The sequence below is a fragment of the Acidithiobacillus marinus genome (genome assembly GCF_002847505.1).
Lineage (GTDB): Bacteria > Pseudomonadota > Gammaproteobacteria > Acidithiobacillales > Acidithiobacillaceae > Acidithiobacillus > Acidithiobacillus marinus.
On the sequence record NZ_MXAV01000013.1, the window covers coordinates 113,949 to 134,610 of the forward strand.

A 20,662-nucleotide genomic window follows, 5' to 3' on the forward strand; every position below is an offset into this window, starting at 1 on the left:
TATAGACTTGTTCTGCTTTCATTGTTTTCTGCATAAGGAAAAAACCGCATGAAACTGGGTACTCCATGTTCTGCTTCGGCAACCAGACTGATGATGCTGGGTGCCGGAGAGCTGGGAAAAGAAGTGTTAATTGCCGCCCAACGTCTGGGTGTAGAGACCATTGCCGTGGATCGCTATGCGGATGCGCCCGCCATGCAGGTCGCCCATCGCGCCTATGTGCTGGATATGACTGATCCCGAAGCCATCCTCGCGTTGGTCAGGCGCGAGCAGCCTCACTACGTGGTGCCGGAGATCGAAGCCATTGCTACGTCTGCCCTGGAACACATTGAAAACTCGGACATGGCGATGGTGATTCCCTCGGCACGGGCGGTGCAACTGACCATGGATCGCGAAGGTATTCGCCGTCTGGCTGCCGAACAACTGGAGCTGCCGACCTCCCCATATCGCTTTGCCGGAACTTTGCCGGAACTGGAAGCGGCTGCGGCGGAACTGGGTTTTCCCTGTGTGATCAAGCCGGTCATGTCCTCCAGTGGCAAGGGACAATCAGTGGCGCGCAGTGCAGCGGAATTACCCCTGGCCTGGCAGGAGGCACAAACTGCCGGGCGGGTAGGCGCGCAAAAAGTCATTGTCGAGGGTTTTGTGGATTTTGATTTTGAAATCACTGTGCTGACGGTGCGTTCGGCTTTTGGCACGGTGTTTTGCCCGCCTATCGGCCATCGTCAGGAAGCCGGTGATTATGTGGAGTCCTGGCAACCCCAGGCGATGTCCCAGAAGGCTCTGGAAGATGCGCAAAATATGGCCCGGCAGGTGACGGATAACCTCGGCGGTCGGGGATTGTACGGGGTGGAGTTTTTTGTGCAGGGCGAGCAAGTCATTTTCAGTGAGTTGTCCCCCCGGCCCCATGATACCGGCCTGGTCACTCTGGCCAGTCAGCGTCAGAATGAGTTTGAACTGCACCTGCGGGCCATTCTCGGCTTGCCAGTGGATCCGGGGTTTCGGCGGGCTTCGGCTTCGGCGGTGATTCGCGGCAAAAACCTGGGCTGGGGACCTTGTTACTCTGGCCTGGAAACGGCCCTGGCGGTGCCCGAGAGCGATATTCGCCTCTTCGGCAAACCCCAGGCCCAAAAACTCCGACGTCTGGGGGTGGCGGTCGCTTCCGGAGCTGATGTGGAAGAAGCCCGGGGCAGGGCGCGCAGCGCCGCTGCGGCCATTACCGTCAGTCCGTCTTAGTTGTTTACGAAGTGTTCGATGCGATCCAGAGCCATTTCCAGATTTTTGTCGCTGGTCGCAAAGGACAGGCGAATATGCCCCGGTGTGCCAAAGGCTGAGCCGGGTACTACCGCCACGCCTGCCTCCAGCAGAGCCTCGGCCAGCATCAGGTCGTCTTGTATGCCCTTGGCCTGCATCAGCTCCTGAAAGCCGGGAAAGCTGTAAAAGGTGCCATCTGATGGCAGTACGGCCACACCGGGGAGGCTTTGCAGGCGACCGTACACGTAATCATGGCGACGGCGGAAGGCGTGCACCATTTCATGAATGGCTGCATCTCCGCCTTCCAGGGCAGCCTGGGCGGCTACCTGGGAGATGGAAGTCGGATTGGAGGTGCTTTGCGACTGGACGGTGTCCATAGCGGTGATGAGTTCCCTGGGACCGGCGCAATAGCCAATCCGCCAGCCGGTCATGGCGTAGGCTTTGGATACGCCATTCATGACGATGCAGCGCTCTTTCAAGTCGGGACAGGCGTTGGCAATATTGACGAAAGGTTCATTCTGAAACAGGATTTTTTCATACATGTCATCGCTGGCAATCAGAATGCGGGGATGACGGCGGAGTACTTCTCCCAGGGCTTCCAGCTCGCTGCGGCTGTAGGCCACACCGGACGGATTGGAAGGACTGTTGATGACCAGCAAGCGGGTATTTTCGGTGATGCTGGCTTCCAGTTGCTCGGGCAGGATTTTGAAATGCTGGGTTGCACCGGTGTCAATGATCACCGGACAGGCTTCGGCGAGGAGGACCATGTCCGGATAGGATACCCAATAGGGAGCAGGAATGATGACCTCATCTCCACTATCCAGCAACGCCTGACAAAGATTGAAAAAACTCTGTTTGCCACCAACCGAAACCAGTACCTCATGGGGTTGATAGTGGAGATGGTTATCCCGGGCGAATTTGGCAACGATGGCGGCTTTCAGCTCGGGAGTGCCACCGACAGCGGTATATTTGGTAAAGCCCCGCTGAATCGCCTGAATGGCGGCTTCCTTGATATATTCCGGCGTGTCGAAATCAGGTTCGCCGGCACCCAGACTGACAATGTCTTTTCCTTCTCGACGAAGTTGCTGTGCACGGGCAGTAACGGCAAGTGTCGGTGAAGGGCGCACCGCACTGACGCGGCGAGAAAGACGAATATCCACGATTATTCACTCCAGCTTTCATTTTCAGCAGGTGCGTCTATTGCACACAAGAGCGCAAATGATAAGCATCCGTCGCGTAAAATCAACTATTTTGCGGTAGATACAGTGGCGCTCAGGATGATGGATAGGCAGGTTGACATTACAATTAGCTACAAGGATATGATCTGTCCATCAGGCATATACTGCCTGGCGCGGTCGGCAAGTGGAACGGGAGCGAGATGAAGCATTTGGAAATTGGTGTGGAAGGGATGACCTGCGCGTCCTGCAGCAGTCGGGTGGAGCGCAGCCTGAATCGTTTACCAGGAGTGCAGGCCTCGGTGAATCTGGGGACAGAACGCGCGGCGGTGGATTTTGATCCGGCGCAAATTGATCCGCATGCACTTACGGCTGCTATAGCGGATATCGGTTATCAAGCCGTTGTCGCCCGGACGGAACTGGAGGTGGACGGCATGACCTGCGCCTCCTGTAGCAGTCGGGTGGAAAGGGCTCTCGGTAAGGTGTCGGGTGTATTGTCAGCCAGCGTCAATTTGGCTACAGAACGCGCCATGGTGGATTATCTTCCCGCTAGCACTACCCCGCAGCAGTTGATTGCCGCCATTATTGACGCAGGTTATGCGGCGCGGTCCCTCCATGCGGGGGAACGCAACGAAGATCACAAAGCCCATGTCATTCGGCAAATGCGCCTTGACCTGATTCTGGCTGTTTTGTTGGCATTACCCATTTTGTTCCTGGCGATGGGGCCGATGCTTTCTTCCAGTTTGGATCAGTGGTTGCGACATATGGCACCCTTTACCCATTTTTGGGATTGGGTGCAGGCAGTGCTGGCGACACTCACTCTGGCCGGCCCGGGACGACGATTTTTTCGTCCCGGTCTGATCGCCTATCGGCATTTATCCCCAGATATGAATTCACTGGTGGCTACAGGAACCGGATCTGCCTGGTTATTCAGCATGATAGTACTGATTTTTCCAGAGTGGTTTCAGCAGGTGGGAGCCCATGTCTATTTTGACTCAGCTGCAGTAGTGATTGCTGCCATTCTTCTGGGTAAATATCTGGAAGAACTGGCCAAGGGGCGGGCGTCAGCGGCGATTCGGCACCTCGCCAGTCTGCAGGCCAGGGACGCTCTGCTGCTCCGGGATGGAGAAGAACAGCGAGTACCTTTAGACCAGATTCGGGTAGGGGATCATTTGTTGGTGAGACCCGGTGAACGCTTGCCGGTAGACGGCGTTGTCCTGGAAGGAGAATCCGATGTAGATGCTTCCATGTTGACCGGCGAGCCGCTCCCAGAGCACAAGCAAGTGGGTGATACGGTCATTGGTGCGACCGTCAATGGTATGGGACGGCTTATCGTAGAGGCCGGGGCCGTTGGTCAGGATACGGTCATGGCGCATATTATTCATATGGTCGAGCAGGCCCAGGCGGGCAAATTGCCGATTCAGGGGCTGGCTGATCGCGTGGTTCGGGTGTTCACGCCTCTGGTGATTGGTATTGCCCTGCTCAGTTTTATTCTTTGGTTATTGCTGGGACCGAGCCCGGCCATCAGCATCGCCGTGTTGTCGGCAGTGGCGGTGCTGGTGGTGGCCTGTCCCTGTGCCATGGGGCTTGCGACTCCTGCAGCCGTCATGGTGGGCACCGGGCGTGCGGCGGAACTGGGAGTGTTGTTCCGCAAAGGCTTGGCGCTGGAGACGCTGGCCCAGGTGCACACGATTTGTTTGGATAAGACGGGGACCCTGACTATGGGAAAACCCGTTCTAGGCGAAATTAGAGCGGACAATCCGCAGCAGCTTCTTGAGCTGGCTGCTGCACTGGAATCTGTCTCGGAGCATCCGCTGGCCCAGGCCATTGTCAACGCAGCCAAAAAAAAGGGGATCGAAGTATCTCCGGTGCGTCAGTTTCAGGCTATCCCTGGACGGGGAGTGGCAGGTGTCGTGCAGGATCAGCAGGTACTGCTGGGCTCTGCGGCCTGGATGCAGGAACAGGGCATTGCCACGGACAAATTTGACCGGGCGGATGCGCAATTTGTCGGGACCTGGGTCTACCTGGCCGTAGGAGGGCTTCTGTCGGGTAAAATCGCCATTCAGGATCAATTGCGTCCTGAAGCAGCAGCCGTCATCCGCCAACTGACCCGCATGGGTTTGCAGCTGGTGATGATTACCGGTGACAGCAAGGCTGCGGCGCGGCAGCTGGCGGAAAGCCTGCAATTGCCGACATTCCATGCCGAGGTGCTCCCCCAGGACAAGGCCAATATTGTCAAGCAGCTGCAAGGTCAGGGGAGCAAAGTGGCTTTTGTGGGGGACGGGATCAACGATGCACCAGCCCTCGCCCAGGCAGATGTGGGTTTGGCCATGGCCACCGGTACCGATATTGCGATGGAAACTGCCGACCTGACCCTGACCCATGGGGATCTGGCCGCACTGGTGACGGCCATTCAAGCGTCCCGAAAAACCATGGCGACCATCCGTGGCAATTTATTCTGGGCGTTTTTTTACAACATCCTCTTGATTCCGGTGGCCGCTGGCATATTGATACCCTGGGGTTTTCAGCTCAATCCCATGCTGGCCGGACTGGCCATGGGCATGTCTTCGGTATTTGTGCTCAGCAACAGCTTACGCTTGAAATGGATGCGGCCCTGGATGGCCGCCCGTACTGAGTCCCCGCAGGCGCGCTTTTAGAGCGGCTCCGCGCTGTAGCACACGCTCAGGGTGTGGGTCTGGCCAGAGGACAACTGTAGCGTATTCTCGGCGGCATTGGCCGATTCCACACAGAGCATCTGTCGCCATCCCTCCGGGGTGTAGTCGCCCATGGCGGCAGCCTTGTCGGCCCAGGGCGTCCATACGACTGTAGAATCTGCCTGTTTCTTGCTGATGCGAATACGGCGATGCATGCGCGGATCATGAATGACGCAATCACTCGGGCTGTTCACGTATATCCGGTCGGTTTCGCCGGTAAAAGTGAGCTTGCCTTCCTGGTGTTGACGCGCAAAACCGGCGGTTTTGTCGAGATAGTCACAGCCATCCAGCCCTTCCAGGTAAACCGACTGAATGTCCCCCACCAAGAAATAGGTGTGCAAGGCTTCACCCAAGACGACGCTTTCGCTGCCGGCATTGTGGGTTGTCAAATGCATTTCCAGGGTTTCGGAAACCACGATCTCCAGGCTTACGGGGGTTTCATGGGGCCATTGCGTCCGGGTTTCTTCGTTGGGCTCCAGGGTCAGGATGATGCGGGTACTGGTATCGCTGCTAGAGCTTTCACTGACGATCCATAAATGGGTGCGGGCAAAACCATGGGCGGGTAATTGTGGATTATCGGGGTGCGGACCAAACCAGGGCCAGCAGACGGGAATTCCGCCGCGAATGGATTTGCCAACGGCAAAACGGGATTTTTCCGACAGCCAGATCAGGGGGTCGTACTGGGAACGCGGCTGAAAGGCGGTGAGATGGGCGCCCTGCAGGAACACACTGGCGCTGGCGCTACGATTGCGAATATCCGCAAAAATTTGTCCACCGGGGCCAAAGCGAAAAAAAAGGTGTTCGGGAATGGCATAACGATTCAGCGCATCAAGTGATTGCATGGATTTTCCAAGGCGTGAGAAAATTTTGAATATATTGCGGCGGGAGACGCTTGCCGGTCAATCAAGATCTGCTGCTGAACCTCTATCCGCAAGCTAAAATCTGCCAGCAGGCGTATACTGCAGCATCCCTGAAATTTATCGACAAGGTGACAAGTGGCTCAAAATCCCTGGCAGCGTCCGGTCAATAAAAATCTCTGGGTACTGTGGAAGCTCAAGCCCTTTCTGCGTTCGCGTCTGCTGCTGCTATCCGCGTATTTGCTGGCTATGCTCTTCAGTGCGGCGGCTTCTTTAGTGTTGCCCCAGGGCGCACGTTTCATTCTGGACAAGGGCTTTCATAGTTACCAGGCGCTGCTCTGGATCAGTATTGCCCTGTTGTTGTTGGGCATGTTTACCGTCGCCATGCGTGGCCTCCGCGATGGTTTGGCCACCTGGCTGGGGCAGGGGGTAGTGGCGGATTTGCGGACGGCGGTATTCAGCCATGCCTTGCATCTTCCCGCGATTTTTTACGAAACCTTCCGCACCGGTGAGGTGATTTCGCGCCTGAGCAGCGATGTCACCATTTTGCGATTTGGTTTGACGGGAGTGCTGGGGCGGAGTCTGCAAAGCGGAATCACCCTGATTGGCGCTCTGGTCATGATGCTGGTCACCATGCCGCAGTTGTTGATTCCGGGGTTGATCGCCTTGCCATTGCTGGTGTTTGTGAATCTGCGCTCCGGGCGTTTGCAACGCGGTTATAGCCGCAAAGAACAGGATTATCTGGCGGATCTCAGTGCCCATACGGAAGAATCCATCAACGGGATTCGGGTCATCCAGGCCCTGACTCTCGAACCTCAGACCGAAACCCGTTATCGCCAGGATATTCACCTCTTGCTGGGACAGGTTTGGGCGCGGGTAAAAGTGCAGTCCTGGTCGACCTTTTTGACGGGGAGTCTGGTATTTCTCGCACTGAGTGCCATGCTTTACCTGGGCGGACTGGCGGTGCTGGAAAAGCAGATAGGGATGGGGGTGCTCGCTGCCTTTCTCCTCTATGCCCTGATGGCGGCGACTTCTCTGGCCTCCCTGGGAGAATTGTGGGGCAGCATGGCGCGTTTGGCCGGGGCGACGGAACGCCTGCTGGCCCTGCTGGATGAGCCAGCAGAGCATAGTGGCGCCGCCCTGCCCGATAGACGGGACCCGGTTACCCTGAAAGCGGAATTAACCGCGCCCGACCGGGCGGAGGATTTTCCCACAACACCTGCATTTTCGCTGCGTTATCCCGCGCGTTTGACTTTGGAACATGTCGCTTTTTATTACCCGTCACGACCGGATGTACCCGCTATCACGGATATTTCCCTGGATGTGGAACCCGGCGAAACCATCGCTTTTGTGGGCGCTTCCGGAGCAGGTAAAAGTACGGTGTTTTCTTTGCTCATGCGCCATTATCAACCCAGTACAGGACGTATTTTGCTGGATGGCACCGCCATCGATGCCATGCCCCTGCGCAGCTTGCGTCAGCAGTTGGCGGTGGTCCCCCAGCATCCGGTCATTTTTTCCATGAGTATTGCCGAAAATATCCTGATGGCCCGGCCCGATGCCGACGAAGCCGCGTTAGAGGCGGCGGTACATGCTGCCCGGGTGGACGAATTTTCTGATCGACTGGAAGCCAAACTGCAAACCCATGTGGGCGAAAAAGGCGTGACCTTGTCGGGTGGACAACGTCAGCGCATTGCCATCGCCCGTGCCATTTTGCGCAATCCCCGGGTGCTGATTCTGGATGAGGCAACCAGTGCGCTGGATGCCGAAAACGAACGATTGATTCAGGAAGCGCTGGCCAACTTGACCGCCCAGCGGACTACCCTGGTGGCTGCCCATCGTTTGGCGACCATCGTCCATGCCTCCCGCATTGCCGTGCTGGATCAGGGGCAACTTATTGGCCTCGGGAGCCATGAAGATTTGCTGCATAGCTGTCCTACCTACCGCCAATTTGCCGAATTGCAGCGCCTGCACGAACAATCTTCGGAATTATCCGTAACCTCCAAAAAACGCGCCTGAAGAAAATAACGAACTATAGTCAGAGCTGGCGGTCTCAAATAAGGTCTTTTGCTTTCAAGCAAAAAACAGATGGGGTAATAAAGGGTGGGAGGCCCTCCATGAGCACAGATTTTGATCAAAGTACCGCCTGGATCAGGCGCGCGCAAAGCGACATGAAGGCTTTTATTGAAGGATTGGCGGCTCGACTGGAAGGGGATATGCCCGGCATGGTCGAAGTCGAACGCAAAAAAGATGGTTTTTTTGCCAAGACCAGTCATGTTCACATGATCACCATTCATACGGATAACAATGATTATCTGCTGACCCAGGATGGCGCACATGTTTCCACAGTCCGGGCCAAGACGGTGCGTGGCGTGGTCCTCAAACACGAGGATTTACCCCTTACCGCCTGGTTGGAAAGTCTGGTGAAGGATCTCGCCGATTTATCCGGTGAAATGCAGGGCGCCAGCAATACATTGCACGATTTTCTCATGGGCTAAGCCCAAGGAGGCGCTATGTCCATTTGGGACAAAATCAAACACGGCATTGAAGAAGTCGCCCAGGACGCCCAGCGCGCGGCCGAAAATCTGGGACACAATGTGAGTCAGGGGGTTCGCTCGCAAACCCCCGAAGAAATGCAGCGCTATTCTGAGTGGGAACAGGCCTTGCAGCAGCATCGACTCCCCAATTTTGTGCAAAACCGCCTATTTCAGACCAGCCAGGGACATCTACCCTGGATCAGTACGGCCAACGCTGCCGAGTTGCTCTTGCAACGTAGTCATGGCGTTCAACCTATTGGCATGGTGACCGGTAATTGCTGGTACCACTTTGGTTATTCCTGGACCCAGGGGCACTACGATGGCTGGCATACAGCCGTTGAGCGCATGCGTCTGGAAGCTATTGCCCTCGGCGCCAATGCCATTGTCGATGTGCGCATGAAAGTGCGGCACGGCGAAGGGGATGATATGGATTACGGGGTAACCGGCACGGCTATTCGTCTGGCAGGTATTCCTCCGGCGGCCGTGCCTGTGGTGGCTACCGTATCGGCTCTGGAATTTGTGCGCTTGCTGGAAGATGGCGTGGTTCCTGTGGGCATTGCCATTGGCGCCAATTTTGACTGGTATATGCCGTGGATGGGAACGGTGGTTGATCAGGCGGCGCAGCAGGCACCTTTTGCGGCGCGCTACTGGAACATGGAAATCACCGATCTTTCCACTTTTCAGGAAAATGTCCGGCGCCGGGCACTTTACGATCTGCGCGAGGATGGCCGCAAGATGGCCGCCGGCGTTCTTGGCCACACCAGTTATACCCAGATGTTCAAGGTGCCCGCAGATCAGGATAACCCCGAACGCTTTCTCTGTCGCCACATCAGTATTGGCACCGCCATCAGCTATTTACCGAAAAACCCGCCGCAACATGAACTGCTGGCCATGGTGTCGCTGGCGGATCATCCCCTGACCCGTGCTGCTCACTTAAAAAAGGATTTGCTATGACCGATAGTGCAGAACATCTTGCCCCCCATGCCGTGGAACGTCTCAAAGGGCTGCGTTCCCAGGGAAGTCATGAGGGCATATTTACTTCAGATTTGTCCGTCAATGAATTTGTGATGGTGCGCAAGGCTAACTTTGAGCCCTTGGGATTGGTAGTCGGCTCCTGTATTTATCACATGGGTATCCAGTATGGAAACTGGAATCAGAACATGGAAATGGATGTACTCTCCCAGGCCATGTACCAGGCCCGGGAACTGGCCATCAGCCGCATGGAACAGGAATCTATCTTGTTGCAAGCCGATGGGATCGTCGGGGTGCGTCTGGAAGTGAAGCGCATGGAATGGGATCAGGATATTCTTGAATTCATGGCCATTGGTACGGCTATTGCCCATCGCAGTGGCGCATCGGGTTTCAAGGGAGTGGGTGGCAAGCCCTTTACCAGCGACCTGAGCGGCCAGGATTTCTGGATGCTCTTGCAGGCGGGGTATCGGCCCATGGAAATGGTCCTGGGGTCTTGCGTGTATCATGTGGCGCACCAGGGGCTGCTGAAATCCATGGGTAATATTGGCCGCAATACAGAAATGGAGCAATTCACCCAGGCCATGTATGACGCTCGCGAACTGGCCATGGAGCGGATGCAGCATGAGGCCCAGGAAGCTCAGGCGGATGGGATCACCGGCGTGCAACTACATGAAGGCAATCACAACTGGAAACCCCATATCATCGAATTTTTCGCCGTCGGTACGGCGGTGAAGGCCATGGAAAATGCCGACGCACTGGTGGATGGTCTGAATCCACAATTGGTCATCCCGGTCAACGATTAAAGCGCGATCCAAATCGCAAGGAGTGTATTCATGTCATTATTCAAACATGCTGCGGAAATACTGCAGGGCAAGGTCAATCATTTTCTCAATAATGCCGAAGATCCTGCGGAAACCCTGGATCTCTCCTATGAGAAAATGATCAGTAATCTGCAGGAAACCAAGCGCCATTTAGCCGATGTGGTCACCGAAAAGGTCTCTCTGGAAAGCCAGATGGCGCAGGCACAGAAAGCCGCAGACAAGGCCGATGCCGATGCCAAAACGGCGCTGGCGGCCAATCGCGAAGATCTGGCTCGGGCCGAACTGACCCAGAAGCAGTCGGAACTGCAGAAGCTCGCGAGCCTTAAAGAAGCCCACGATGCGATTTCGGCGCAGTCCCAAAAGCTCCAGGATTATGAACAAAAGCTGCAGGATCATATTGAACAGTTCCGCACCCAGAAAGAAGTCATGAAAAGCGAAATGACGGCAGCCTCTGCCGAAGTCAAGGCGGGCGAATCCCTGACCGGCATCGGCAAAGGCATGGATGACGCTGGCGAGGCCTTGCGCCGGGCCCAGGACCGTACTCAGCAGATGGAATCCAAGGCCACTGCCATGGATGGACTCATTGAATCGGGTGCTCTGAATGATCCCCTGGATCATCGCAGCCAAACGGACAAGGAAATGGATCAGGTCCGGGCCAGCAGCGGGGTGGATGCGGATCTTGCCAGATTGAAAGCCGAAATGGCGACGGAAAAAGCTGGATCCAACACCCACGGCGACTCTGGTAACGGCTAAACGGAATCAATGACCCATAGCGGGGGATGGAAGTTTTTTACTTCTATCCCCTGTGGCATTGGACTATTTACAAGGCGCTAAAATAGAAGCCAACCGCGAGATTGAAGCGAGCGTGCCACTGATTATTGTCACTGCCAACGAAAGCCATTCCGGCGTTGCGGCCCAGAGCGTAGTCAGCCCAGATGTACAAGGGTTTGAGTATGAACTCTGTCCCGATCACGTTTAACTGAACATTGTTGTAACTATTCTCAGTGCTTTGGTTAACAATACTTTTCCCGACGACATCCAGATAACCATAATCATCATACAGGTTTATTCCCTGGAGTGGACCGGCGTGAATGGGGATGTGCCGTTCGATGCTGGCGGAAAGCAGTAATCCGCGAGCCGGCATCTGGTAGGCAAAGCCATAGTTTTCTACGGTAATCAAATTTCTGGGAAGATATACACCATGTGCTTGCGCACGCGATGGAATATCAAATGCATAATTAACGATCTGATCTTTGATATTCCAGTTGCCGAGTGAAACGTCGCTGGCTAATGTGGCGGCCCAACGGTTACCAGTGCGATTGCCGGCCAATAGTTCTCCGCCTTTAATAGCGGCAGAAACATTCCCATGAATACCCAACGGTTTACCAAAGTGATACGCAAGCCTTAAATCTCCACCATTGATGCTTTGGAAATCTCCCGTAGGTACGCCTCCGGCATAAGTACTTGGTTGCCCCAGGTTATCATTTTTGAAAGCCGCTATAGCAAAGTGCCAAGGGCCGTGGTGGGTCTGGTATTCAAGTCCGGCTGCCTGATGGTCTGTGAAACCGGCATAGTATCCCAGACTACCCCAAAAGGAGTCATAACCGTAGGGCAGATTGCCGAAGGGTTCGTGGAAAAATCCAAAACGGATATGCTGTTGGGAATGGTGCCCAAAACTGTAGGCTATCCAGCCATAATGTAAGTAGGCATGATTGGCAATATTGCTCGTCGAAAAACGCTCAGAAATACCATAAGACCAATGCTTTCCTACCTTGCCGTGAATGCTGAGTGGAACATAATCAAGAATCAGTTTTCCGCCATGCGTATGGCTGTAAAATTTGTATTGATATTCCATAACCGCACCACTGCTAATTTGGAACGCAGTATTTTTGCTTTGCATTTCCTGCATGAGTTTTTGTATTTCTTCGCCTTGCTGATGAATTTCTTCTTGCAGTATTTGTCGAGATGCAGCAGGCGCAGAATAGGCCGTGCATGGCACGAGCGCTGACGCAATAAAAAAAATAATATATTTATAGCGGAATGTAATCATGGAGCGTCTCCAATTTGTTTTGCCGTTATATTATTATACACATAGTTTCATTCTTTTGCAAAAACACATAAAAGTGTTAAATAAACGACGGGTTTGTGGTTTAAATTCAATAAAAATTTTTAAAAGGTTGACAAATTTATTTTATAGGAATAAAATAATTAAAAATCAGTTTTTAAGGGTGGCTCATATTGTCTAAAATAGAATTACAGGGCGTCAGCAAAATCTTTGGCTCGCATCGCGATTTGAGTTCGATGCTGTCCCGAAATGCCAATAAAAAAGAAATTCGAGAAAAGACCGGGGTCAGGGCCCTGTCAACCTTCCATCTAAGCTGCTGATGGAGTAGCACAAAGGGTTTTTCTGGACTTCTCAGGATGAATGCGGTAACTTTTGCCGCATGGAAGTCCCAACTCTCACCGAAAACCAGCAAGCCAGCCTGCACCGTGTTCAGGTGCGACCCATCCTGCCCACGGAGCGGGAACGCTGGAATACGCTGATGCAAACGTATCACTACCGGGGCTTTCGCACCTTGGCGGGCCGTAACCTGCGCTATGTGGCTACGCTCGATGGTCGCTGGGTAGCGTTACTGGGCTGGCATGCCGCCGCTTTTCAATGCCAGGCGCGGGATCGGTGGATCGGCTGGTCCTGGATCTTGCGCCGCCAGCGCTTGCATCTCATCGCCAACAATGCCCGTTTTCTGATCCTGCCCGGAGAATCCTTCCCGAATCTGGCGTCCCGTATTCTGGCGCTGAACCTGCACAGGCTCTCTGCGGACTGGCAATCCGTCTATGGGCATCCCATCGTGCTGGCTGAGACCTTTGTGGAATCCCCCCGTTTTACCGGTGCCTGCTACCGGGCCGCCAACTGGGTGGATGTCGGCGGAACCAAGGGCTTCGCCCGCCGTCCCGGTGGTGGCTATGTCCACCACGGCCAACCTAAACGTCTTCTGCTCTTTCCTCTCCATCCACAGGCGCGGGCCTGGTTGGCCCAGCCGCAGCCCCAACTCGAATGGACCCATACCCCCATGCAAACCGTGACGTTGAGCGACCGCGCAAATGGAAGGCTTGCGCCAAATCTTTTTCCGCCTTCCCGATACCCGCAGCAAACTAGGCAAGCAGCATCCCCTCCCGGCCATCCTGACGGTGGCCGTGGCCGCTGTCCTGACGCGGGCCGAAAGTTATGCCGCCATCGCCGAGTGGGGCGGTCGCTTGACCCAGGCTCAATTGAAGCGCATCCGCGCCCGATTCGATCCCAAAACCAAGCGCTACCTCGCCCCCTCCGAACCGACCATCCGGCGCGTCTTGCAAGGGGCCGATGTGGAGGCGCTGGATGCGGCGATCGGCGCCTGGCTACTGGGTACGGCGGGCTTTGAAGCGGTGGCCGTCGATGGCAAAGTCCTCAAAGGGGCCGCACGCGCAGACGGCGCTCAGGTGCATCTGCTCAGCGCGTTCCTGCATGGACAGGGGGCCACCATCGCGCAAAAAGAAATCGCCCGGAAAACCAACGAAATTCCAGAACTGCGCAACCTGCTCCAGGACGTCAACATCGCGGGCAAGGTCGTCACCGCCGATGCCCTGCATACCCAGCGGGAGACCGCCCGCTTCCTCGTCGAAGACAAGAAAGCCGATTATCTCTTCACCGCCGTCAAAGGCAATCAACGAAAACTCCGCGACCGTCTGACGTGCCTCCCTTGGGGCGATTTTCCCCCTCAACGCTGAAACCACAGAGGTCGGGCATGGCCGCTTTGAATACCGCAAAATCATCGTCGCCACCCGGGCAACCGGCCTCCATTTTCCGCATGTCGGACAAGCTTTCCTGATCCAACGCTCCACCATCAACAGCAAAGAGGGCACGATTCGGGATGATTATGCCTTCGGACTCACCAGCCTGACCCCGGATCGTGCCACGCCCGAAAATCTGTTGGGCTTGGCCCGTGGTCACTGGGAAATTGAAAACCGGAACCATCATGTCCGCGATGTGACTTTCCACGAGGACCTCTCCCAAGTCCGTACCCAGAACGGTCCCCATATGATGGCGACCTTGCGCGAACTGGCCATGAGCATTATGCGTCTCACTGGCGTCAAGAATATCGCCAAAGCGTGCCGGGATTTCGCCGCCAGCGCGCACAAAACGCTCCGCCAACTCGGATACTGAGGCGCCACCACGGGGTTTACCTATCCGAGAATAGCTCCGGAGGGCGAGCTGCGTCCGTCAGCCACCCCATTCACGATTCTGCACCCAAAATCGCCTGAAAATGCCGCATTTCCACCAACTATAGCCCCTTCAAACCACCATTAAAATCAGTGGCGAAAACCTCTGCTACTATATCTGGCGAGCTTGACGGAGCCCTGAGACCGGGGTAGTGATAGGGGTTAATAATGTTAGTTTGAGTATTGATCCAGGAGAGATTTTTGTAATAATGGGGCTCTCCGGGAGTGGGAAGTCAACGGTTTTGCGTCTCATCAATCGGCTATTGGAGCCCTCCAGCGGGCGAATTATTATTGATGGTCAAGACATTACGCAGATTGGAAGCAAAAAACTCAGAGAGGTTCGTAGAAAAAATTTTGGCATGGTCTTTCAGAGCTTTGCGTTAATTCCACATCGGACCGTCTTTCAGAATGTTGAGTTTGGTTTGGAAATTCAAGGTGTTGAAAAAAAAGAACGCCGGGCGCGCATTATGGATGTCATTGAGGCCGTGGGTTTGCAAGGTTATGGTGATCTTCCTGTCAATCAGTTATCAGGTGGCATGCAGCAGCGGGTAGGGCTTGCTCGCGCATTAGCTGTTGATCCTGAAATTCTGTTGATGGATGAAGCTTTTAGTGCATTGGATCCCATTATTCGGAATCAGCTTCAGGATGATCTATTAGAAATACAGGAAAGGCTCAATAAGACGATCGTGTTTGTTTCTCATGATTTGGATGAGGCGCTCAAAATTGGTAACCACATTGCTATTTTGCGCGATGGTGAATTGATTCAGGTCGGGACTCCACAAGAAATCCTGGGTAAACCTGCAGATGAATATGTGTCTGCATTTGTTCAAGGCGCGGACAGAAGTAAGGTGTTGAAGGCCAGTGAAGTCATGCAAACCCTGAGAATTTCTGCTCACCCTAAAGATGCTCCTCGGGTATTGTTGAAAAAAATGGAGCGTAGTGGCTTCAACGGGCTGATTGTCATTGATAACAGTCGTCATTTGTTAGGCTATGTTGATCTTGATACTGCTCGCCAGTATAGAGACCAAGATAATATTGATCCAAGCGTATATCAGCCGCTTGAGACCGTGGCACCAGATAATGTGGTGCGCGACTTGATTCAGCTCGCTCATGAAAAAAGAACGCCAATAATCGTGTTGGATGAACGTCAGCGCGTCCTCGGTGTGATTGATAAAAGTAGTATTTTAGCAGCCTTAGCGCAGGGAGATGAAGAAGATGAAACAGGTCAAGCATCATTGGCAGAACCAGTGTCCGCAGCGGATATAGGAGGCTGATAGTGATGTATCATTTTCCTGAGATTCCTCTGGGACATTGGGTGAGCACATGGGTCAACAATCTCACAGCCAATTACTCGGATAGCTTTGATGCTATTAGTTCAGGGATTCATACACTGATTGCCGGCCTGAATGAGGCTTTATTGGCGATTCCACCCGAAGTCTTCATCTTGCTGGTGGCGGTCATGGCATTGTTTAGCGCTGGATGGCGAAGACCCCGAGCCTGGGGCCTCGTGCTATTCTGTATTGTCGGTCTTGGACTCGTGTGGAATTTGAACCTGTGGTCTGCGCTCATACAAACATTGGCATTGGTTTTGGCAGCGGAGATATTGGTGCTGATTATTGGTTTACCAGCCGGAATCTTAACTGCCGAAAGTGTATGGGCGGCAAGGATACTACGTCCCGTACTGGATATCATGCAGACCATGCCAGCGTTCGTGTATTTAGTTCCGGCAGTTATTTTCTTTGGTCTTGGCCTGGTGCCTGGCGTGATCGCGACCACTATTTTTGCTCTGCCTCCGCTGGTCCGCCTTACTTCACTGGGTATTCAAAATGTTCCAGAAGAACTGATCGAGGCGTCAGAGGCCTTTGGCGCCACTTGGTTTCAACGACTTTGGAAGGTGCAGTTGCCTACTGCGCTACCCTCTATTATGGCTGGGGTTAATCAGTCCATCATGCTGGGTCTCTCCATGGTGGTTATTGCTGCAATGATTGGTGCCGGAGGTCTTGGAAATCAGGTGCTTCAGGGTATCACTCAGTTAGATGTTGGAGAGAGTTTTGTTGGCGGGATCAGTGTGGTGATTTTGGCCATAATCATCGACCGATTGACTCAATCACTTGCAAAATTGCACAAGGAGTAATATTAATGAAAGGTAATTTTATCGCGTCATTAGTTGTCGCATCCTGTCTTGCCATTCCCGGAATAGCACTGGCGAATACTCCGCCTATCCGAATTACCTACGTCTCATCGTGGCAAAGCAGCAATATCGAGACGCATATTGTCGGTAAATTAATCCAGGAAAAAATGCACTTGCCCGTGCGATTAATTTCAACAGAAGCAGGGCCGATGTGGGCGTCTGTTGCCAAAGGCAGTGCTGACCTTACCGTTACCGCATGGTTACCTTATACTCAAAAACAGTATTGGCAAAGATTTCAGCATCAAGTAGTGAACTTGGGACCTATCACCACCGGAACCTGGGCGGGACTCGCTGTTCCAAGCTATGTACCAGTGCACAGCCTGAGTCAGCTGGAGCATTATCATCATAATTTCAATGGTCGTATTATTGGTATCGGTGATGGAGCTGGTGTGATGATTACCACCAGAGAAGCTATTAAGGCTTATGGAATGCATCATATGCACTTACTGGCAAGTTCTACGCCTGCCATGGAAGCCCAGGTTGCGCGATCGGTTGCGAGAAAGAAGTGGGTGGTGTTCACCTGTTGGAAACCGCTTGGTATTTGGGCAAAATTTCACCTGCGGCCACTTGCTGATCCCAAGAATATATATGGCAAGCCGGGTAATATTGATGCCGTAATCAATCCCGAGCTGAAACACACGCATCCAGCGTTGGTGAAATTTCTTGGAAAAGTGAATATTCCGCTCCCCGAAGTTCAAGCCATGATGGTCGAAAAACAGGACGGTAAACCGATGACAGAAATTGTTCAAAAATGGATTACTTCGCATCAAGCTGAAGTTGCAAGCTGGTTGAAAGCATAACTTGGGAAGATGTAACCTCGGACATGATGTCTGTGAGGTAAGTAAAATTGCGTAATCTGGTCTGTTCCCTGATAGAATTTCATCCAGGCGCATTCCAGTAAATTAAATTAAAAGGGGTTACATATCTAAATGTAACCCCTTTTTTTATTGGTGCGCTCGGAGAGAGTCGAACTCCCGACCTACTGGTTCGTAGCCAGAAATAGCTACATTTCCGCCGTGCCTCGCTATTTCTTGGTTTCTTATCTGATTGATAAATAACAAAACATGGAATGGCCATGTCCCAATATATCCCAGATTGTCCCAATATGTCCTATTCTTACTGTCCCGAAATTGTCCCGTGAGAATTACCCAAACATCCCTGCCATCATTGATGTTCAGAACTTCACCACTATACCCGCGACACTAACTCAGCAACCTATCTAGCAGATTTAACCGATTTTGCACTTTTCTGGCCATGTCGTATGATGGTAAGCGTCTAAGCAACCCACCTTTCCAAATTTTCCGACCTGAGCGACCCTGATTTGCATTCAGCAAGGAGGGGTAGTTATGACGAAGGAAGAGAAGGCGGCTTATTGGCGGCAACAGGTAGACGGGTTCCAGGCGAGCGGTCTTACGGTGAAGCATTACTGTGCGCAGGCAGGGATTGCCGTAGCCACCCTACATTACTGGCGCAAGCGCTTTGCTGCGCCATCGGAACCACGTTCTATGGCCGCCGTCCCCGAAGGGTTTTTGCCGGTCACGCTGGCCCCGATTCGGTCGTCTGTTTCCCCGGTAGAAATTCACCTGTTGTCCGGTCGTGGCCTGAAGCTTGCGGCACCCGTAGACACGGACTGGCTGCAAACGCTGGTGCGGGTCCTTGAAAGCCCATGTGGTTGAGTCCGGGCAGCCGCATCTGGCTGGCAGCAGCACCCGTGGATATGCGTCTGGGTTTTGATGGTCTGGCCGCACGGGTGCAGGGGATATTGGCGGCAGATCCTTTTTGCGGTCACGCCTTTGTGTTTCGCAACCGCCGGGGCGATCGCCTGAAATTGTTGCTCTGGGACGGTCTGGGATTCTGGCTCTTATATCGCCGTCTGGATCAGGGGCGATTGCACTGGCCCCTCGCCGATGCCGATGCCATAGAGCTATCGGCCGCGCAGTGGGCGATGCTGGTGGAGGGGCGCCCGTGGACGCCGTTGCCAGCCCTGGAAAAATGTACGCCCACACGGCTGTAACTCGCTGAATTACTGGCATAAAGCTCCTATTGCTGGTACTATTTATCCATGGATTCAACGCCTCCCATGCCCCTTCCCAGCAGCCCGGACGCCCTACGCGATCTGGTCCTGAGCCTGCTACAGAAACAGGAAGAACAGGAAGCGGAACGCACCCGGATCATCGCGCAGCAACAAGCCCTCATCCGTCCAGAAAGACCAACACATCGCCGCACGCGATGAAACCATCGCCCGCCTGGAAAGCACTATCGCCAAACTCAACCGCTGGCGATTCGGGCGCCGTTCGGAAAAGCTCTCTCCCGACCAGATTGGCCTCTGGGAAGAAGCCCTGGATACGGAAATCGCGGCGATGGAAAGCCTCCTCGACACCGTGCTGGCAGACAGCGCCGCCGTGACGGCGACCCCTGCAGAGGTGGAGACGACGGATGTTGTCCACGCAGAAATCAGGACCGTTCCAGCGCGTCCGACCCGTCGTCATCCCGGTCGCACGCCCATTCCCGCCCACCTGCCCCGGGTGGAAGTACGGCATGCCCCCCAGACCTGCACCTGCGATCAATGCGGGGGCGTGCTGGAACATGTGGGCGAAGAGATCAGCGAAAAGCTGGATTTTATCCCCGGCCACTTCCAGGTGATCCGCCATATCCGCCCCAAGCTGGCCTGCCGTCCCTGCGGTACCCTGGAAAGCCCGGCATTACCGGCCCAGGTTATCGACAAGGGCTTGCCTACCGCCCGACTCCTGGCCCATGTGATGACCGCCAAGCATGTGGATCATCTGCCCCTGTATCGGCAGGAGCCCCAATATCAGCGGGCCGGTGTACCGATCTCCCGTGCCACCCTCTGCAGCTGGCTGGGACAGGGAGAATACTGGATCAGCATTCTCGCGGAAGCCTGCAAAATGGCCTTGCTGGAAGGAAAGATGCTGCACGCCGACGAGACGCCCTTGCCGGTGCTCCACCCCGGCAGTGGCAAGACGGACATAGCCTATCTCTGGGTTTATCGCAGTCAGGCGGATGCCCCACATCCTATTGTTGTCTTTGATTACGCCCCGGACCGCAAGGGGATACACCCGCAACACTTCCTGGGTGACTGGAAGGGCATACTCCAGACCGATGACTACGGAGGTTATGATGCCCTCTACCGCAAGGAACAAGTCACAGAGGCTGGCTGCTGGGCGCATGTGCGTCGTCACTTCCATGACGTGGAGCAGCGGGGTCCGAGTCCCGTAGCGCAGAAGGCCCTGGCCTGGATCGCCAAACTCTATGCCATTGAGGCAGAGATCCAGGCATCGCCACCCGATCAGAAAGCGGCTGCCCGACAGCAACGTGCAAGCCCGCTGCTGGAAGCCTTCCAGTCCTGGCTCACGGAAACCCAGATGCAGGTCGCCCCGAAAAGTGGCATCGCCAAAGCCATCGCTTATGCCCTGAAGCGCTGGAAGGCCCTTACCCTCTACCTCAAAGAGGGGCAGCTCAGCATCGACAATAATCCAGTGGAACGGGCGTTGCGCGGGGTGGCCATTGGTCGCAAGAATTTCTTGTTCGTCGGCAATGATGCCGGAGGCCAACGGGCGGCGTTCTTCTACAGTATGATCGAAACCTGCAAACTCAACGGTATCGAACCCTTCGCCTATCTCTGTGACGTGCTCGAAAAGCTCCCCACCTGGCCCAACAAGCGACTCCACGAACTCTTGCCGTGGAACTGGAAAAAATCTGCATTAGCCTGATCGGCGCCAACCCGCAAGAGTGGGTTGCTTAGACGCTTACCATTGATGGTTTCTGCCAAGGCATTATCGTCACTGTCCCCGGTGCTGCCGACAGAAGCAGCCACACCGGCATCGGCCAGGCGCTCCGTATAGCGTATGCTGAGGGGGAGCAACAGTTACGGA

At 54.4% G+C, this 20,662-nt stretch carries 17 protein-coding genes, 1 tRNA gene and 2 pseudogenes; 16 read left to right on the forward strand and 4 right to left on the reverse strand.

Going from position 1 to position 20,662, the window contains the following annotated elements; all coding sequences use genetic code 11:
• Nucleotides 1-48 precede the first annotated feature (48 nt).
• Complete coding sequence (purT, locus tag B1757_RS04560) at nucleotides 49-1,230, forward strand: formate-dependent phosphoribosylglycinamide formyltransferase (RefSeq protein WP_101537192.1); 1,182 nt, start codon at nucleotides 49-51, stop codon at nucleotides 1,228-1,230.
• Here purT and B1757_RS04565 read toward each other — a convergent pair.
• Nucleotides 1,227-2,408: a pyridoxal phosphate-dependent aminotransferase gene (locus B1757_RS04565; RefSeq protein WP_101537193.1), complete on the reverse strand. Its 1,182-nt coding sequence runs from the start codon at nucleotides 2,406-2,408 to the stop codon at nucleotides 1,227-1,229. The genes purT and B1757_RS04565 overlap by 4 nt on opposite strands.
• Before the next feature lie 218 nt (nucleotides 2,409-2,626).
• Between B1757_RS04565 and B1757_RS04570 the strand changes: the two genes are divergently transcribed.
• Nucleotides 2,627-5,080 carry a heavy metal translocating P-type ATPase gene (locus tag B1757_RS04570; protein WP_101537194.1) on the forward strand — a complete coding sequence of 818 codons (2,454 nt, stop codon included), beginning with the start codon at nucleotides 2,627-2,629 and terminating at the stop codon, nucleotides 5,078-5,080.
• Here the strand turns inward: B1757_RS04570 and B1757_RS04575 are convergent.
• Nucleotides 5,077-5,979 (reverse strand): D-hexose-6-phosphate mutarotase, encoded by a 903-nt coding sequence (locus tag B1757_RS04575; protein WP_101537195.1) that lies wholly within the window; start codon nucleotides 5,977-5,979, stop codon nucleotides 5,077-5,079. The two genes, B1757_RS04570 and B1757_RS04575, sit on opposite strands and share 4 nt — an antisense overlap.
• A gap of 153 nt (nucleotides 5,980-6,132) precedes the next feature.
• Here B1757_RS04575 and B1757_RS04580 point away from each other — a divergent pair, with 153 nt between their 5' ends.
• The 5 genes from B1757_RS04580 to B1757_RS04600 all read left to right on the forward strand — a co-directional run bounded on the left by B1757_RS04580 (nucleotide 6,133) and on the right by B1757_RS04600 (nucleotide 11,074).
• Nucleotides 6,133-8,010, forward strand: a complete 1,878-nt coding sequence (locus tag B1757_RS04580) for an ABC transporter ATP-binding protein (RefSeq protein WP_101537196.1) — start codon at nucleotides 6,133-6,135, stop codon at nucleotides 8,008-8,010.
• A 98-nt stretch (nucleotides 8,011-8,108) separates the two neighbouring features.
• Nucleotides 8,109-8,489 carry a hypothetical protein gene (locus B1757_RS04585; protein WP_101537197.1) on the forward strand — a complete coding sequence of 127 codons (381 nt, stop codon included), beginning with the start codon at nucleotides 8,109-8,111 and terminating at the stop codon, nucleotides 8,487-8,489.
• 15 nt (nucleotides 8,490-8,504) lie between these two features.
• Nucleotides 8,505-9,482: a heavy metal-binding domain-containing protein gene (locus tag B1757_RS04590; protein WP_101537198.1), complete on the forward strand. Its 978-nt coding sequence runs from the start codon at nucleotides 8,505-8,507 to the stop codon at nucleotides 9,480-9,482.
• A complete protein-coding gene (locus B1757_RS04595; protein WP_101537199.1) occupies nucleotides 9,479-10,303 on the forward strand; it encodes a heavy metal-binding domain-containing protein in 825 nt (274 codons plus the stop codon). The genes B1757_RS04590 and B1757_RS04595 overlap by 4 nt, the downstream gene beginning before the upstream one ends.
• 30 nt (nucleotides 10,304-10,333) lie before the next feature.
• Complete coding sequence (locus B1757_RS04600) at nucleotides 10,334-11,074, forward strand: PspA/IM30 family protein (protein ID WP_101537200.1); 741 nt, start codon at nucleotides 10,334-10,336, stop codon at nucleotides 11,072-11,074.
• A 67-nt stretch (nucleotides 11,075-11,141) separates the two neighbouring features.
• On the opposite strand, the gene B1757_RS15545 is transcribed toward B1757_RS04600, so the two are convergent.
• The gene (locus B1757_RS15545) at nucleotides 11,142-12,371 is read right to left on the reverse strand and encodes a hypothetical protein (RefSeq protein ID WP_216360821.1); all 1,230 of its coding nucleotides are present in this window, start codon (nucleotides 12,369-12,371) and stop codon (nucleotides 11,142-11,144) included.
• A gap of 493 nt (nucleotides 12,372-12,864) precedes the next feature.
• Between B1757_RS15545 and B1757_RS15990 the strand changes: the two are divergent.
• The 6 genes and pseudogenes from B1757_RS15990 to B1757_RS04635 all read left to right on the forward strand — a co-directional run.
• Nucleotides 12,865-13,203, forward strand: a pseudogene (locus B1757_RS15990) (Druantia anti-phage system protein DruA); the annotation flags it as partial.
• Nucleotides 13,204-13,423: 220 nt separating this feature from the next.
• On the forward strand, nucleotides 13,424-14,086 hold the full coding sequence (locus tag B1757_RS15020; protein ID WP_143484185.1) for an ISAs1 family transposase: 663 nt from the start codon (nucleotides 13,424-13,426) through the stop codon (nucleotides 14,084-14,086).
• Between the two features lie 43 nt (nucleotides 14,087-14,129).
• Nucleotides 14,130-14,522, forward strand: a complete 393-nt coding sequence (locus B1757_RS15995; protein WP_368233151.1) for a hypothetical protein — start codon at nucleotides 14,130-14,132, stop codon at nucleotides 14,520-14,522.
• Between the two features lie 208 nt (nucleotides 14,523-14,730).
• The gene (locus B1757_RS04625; protein WP_101537201.1) at nucleotides 14,731-15,852 is read left to right on the forward strand and encodes a quaternary amine ABC transporter ATP-binding protein; all 1,122 of its coding nucleotides are present in this window, start codon (nucleotides 14,731-14,733) and stop codon (nucleotides 15,850-15,852) included.
• Between the two features lie 5 nt (nucleotides 15,853-15,857).
• The gene (locus B1757_RS04630) at nucleotides 15,858-16,712 is read left to right on the forward strand and encodes an ABC transporter permease (RefSeq protein ID WP_101537202.1); all 855 of its coding nucleotides are present in this window, start codon (nucleotides 15,858-15,860) and stop codon (nucleotides 16,710-16,712) included.
• A 5-nt stretch (nucleotides 16,713-16,717) separates the two neighbouring features.
• Complete coding sequence (locus B1757_RS04635; protein WP_101537203.1) at nucleotides 16,718-17,569, forward strand: glycine betaine ABC transporter substrate-binding protein; 852 nt, start codon at nucleotides 16,718-16,720, stop codon at nucleotides 17,567-17,569.
• A 148-nt stretch (nucleotides 17,570-17,717) separates the two neighbouring features.
• Here the strand turns inward: B1757_RS04635 and B1757_RS15350 are convergent.
• Nucleotides 17,718-17,794, reverse strand: a tRNA-Arg gene (locus B1757_RS15350).
• A 321-nt stretch (nucleotides 17,795-18,115) separates the two neighbouring features.
• Here B1757_RS15350 and tnpA point away from each other — a divergent pair.
• From tnpA to tnpC, 3 genes and pseudogenes are all read left to right on the forward strand, one after another.
• On the forward strand, nucleotides 18,116-18,445 hold the full coding sequence (gene tnpA / locus B1757_RS04640) for an IS66 family insertion sequence element accessory protein TnpA (RefSeq protein ID WP_101537204.1): 330 nt from the start codon (nucleotides 18,116-18,118) through the stop codon (nucleotides 18,443-18,445).
• Nucleotides 18,436-18,783, forward strand: a complete 348-nt coding sequence (tnpB, locus tag B1757_RS04645; RefSeq protein ID WP_101537205.1) for an IS66 family insertion sequence element accessory protein TnpB — start codon at nucleotides 18,436-18,438, stop codon at nucleotides 18,781-18,783. Before tnpA ends, tnpB begins: the two co-directional genes overlap by 10 nt.
• 48 nt (nucleotides 18,784-18,831) lie before the next feature.
• Nucleotides 18,832-20,500: pseudogene (tnpC, locus tag B1757_RS04650) on the forward strand (IS66 family transposase).
• Nucleotides 20,501-20,662 lie beyond the last annotated feature (162 nt).

Bases quoted from the DNA above. Each gene is read 5' to 3' on its own strand.
- purT (WP_101537192.1), top strand. From the start codon at position 49: ATGAAACTGGGTACTCCATGTTCTGCTTCGGCAACCAGACTGATGATG.
- B1757_RS04570 (WP_101537194.1), top strand. From the start codon at position 2,627: ATGAAGCATTTGGAAATTGGTGTGGAAGGGATGACCTGCGCGTCCTGC.
- B1757_RS04575 (WP_101537195.1), bottom strand. From the start codon at position 5,979: ATGCAATCACTTGATGCGCTGAATCGTTATGCCATTCCCGAACACCTT.
- B1757_RS04585 (WP_101537197.1), top strand. From the start codon at position 8,109: ATGAGCACAGATTTTGATCAAAGTACCGCCTGGATCAGGCGCGCGCAA.
- B1757_RS04590 (WP_101537198.1), top strand. From the start codon at position 8,505: ATGTCCATTTGGGACAAAATCAAACACGGCATTGAAGAAGTCGCCCAG.
- B1757_RS04595 (WP_101537199.1), top strand. From the start codon at position 9,479: ATGACCGATAGTGCAGAACATCTTGCCCCCCATGCCGTGGAACGTCTC.
- B1757_RS04600 (WP_101537200.1), top strand. From the start codon at position 10,334: ATGTCATTATTCAAACATGCTGCGGAAATACTGCAGGGCAAGGTCAAT.
- B1757_RS15545 (WP_216360821.1), bottom strand. From the start codon at position 12,371: ATGATTACATTCCGCTATAAATATATTATTTTTTTTATTGCGTCAGCG.
- B1757_RS15020 (WP_143484185.1), top strand. From the start codon at position 13,424: ATGGAAGGCTTGCGCCAAATCTTTTTCCGCCTTCCCGATACCCGCAGC.
- B1757_RS04630 (WP_101537202.1), top strand. From the start codon at position 15,858: ATGTATCATTTTCCTGAGATTCCTCTGGGACATTGGGTGAGCACATGG.
- B1757_RS04635 (WP_101537203.1), top strand. From the start codon at position 16,718: ATGAAAGGTAATTTTATCGCGTCATTAGTTGTCGCATCCTGTCTTGCC.
- tnpA (WP_101537204.1), top strand. From the start codon at position 18,116: ATGACGAAGGAAGAGAAGGCGGCTTATTGGCGGCAACAGGTAGACGGG.
- tnpB (WP_101537205.1), top strand. From the start codon at position 18,436: ATGTGGTTGAGTCCGGGCAGCCGCATCTGGCTGGCAGCAGCACCCGTG.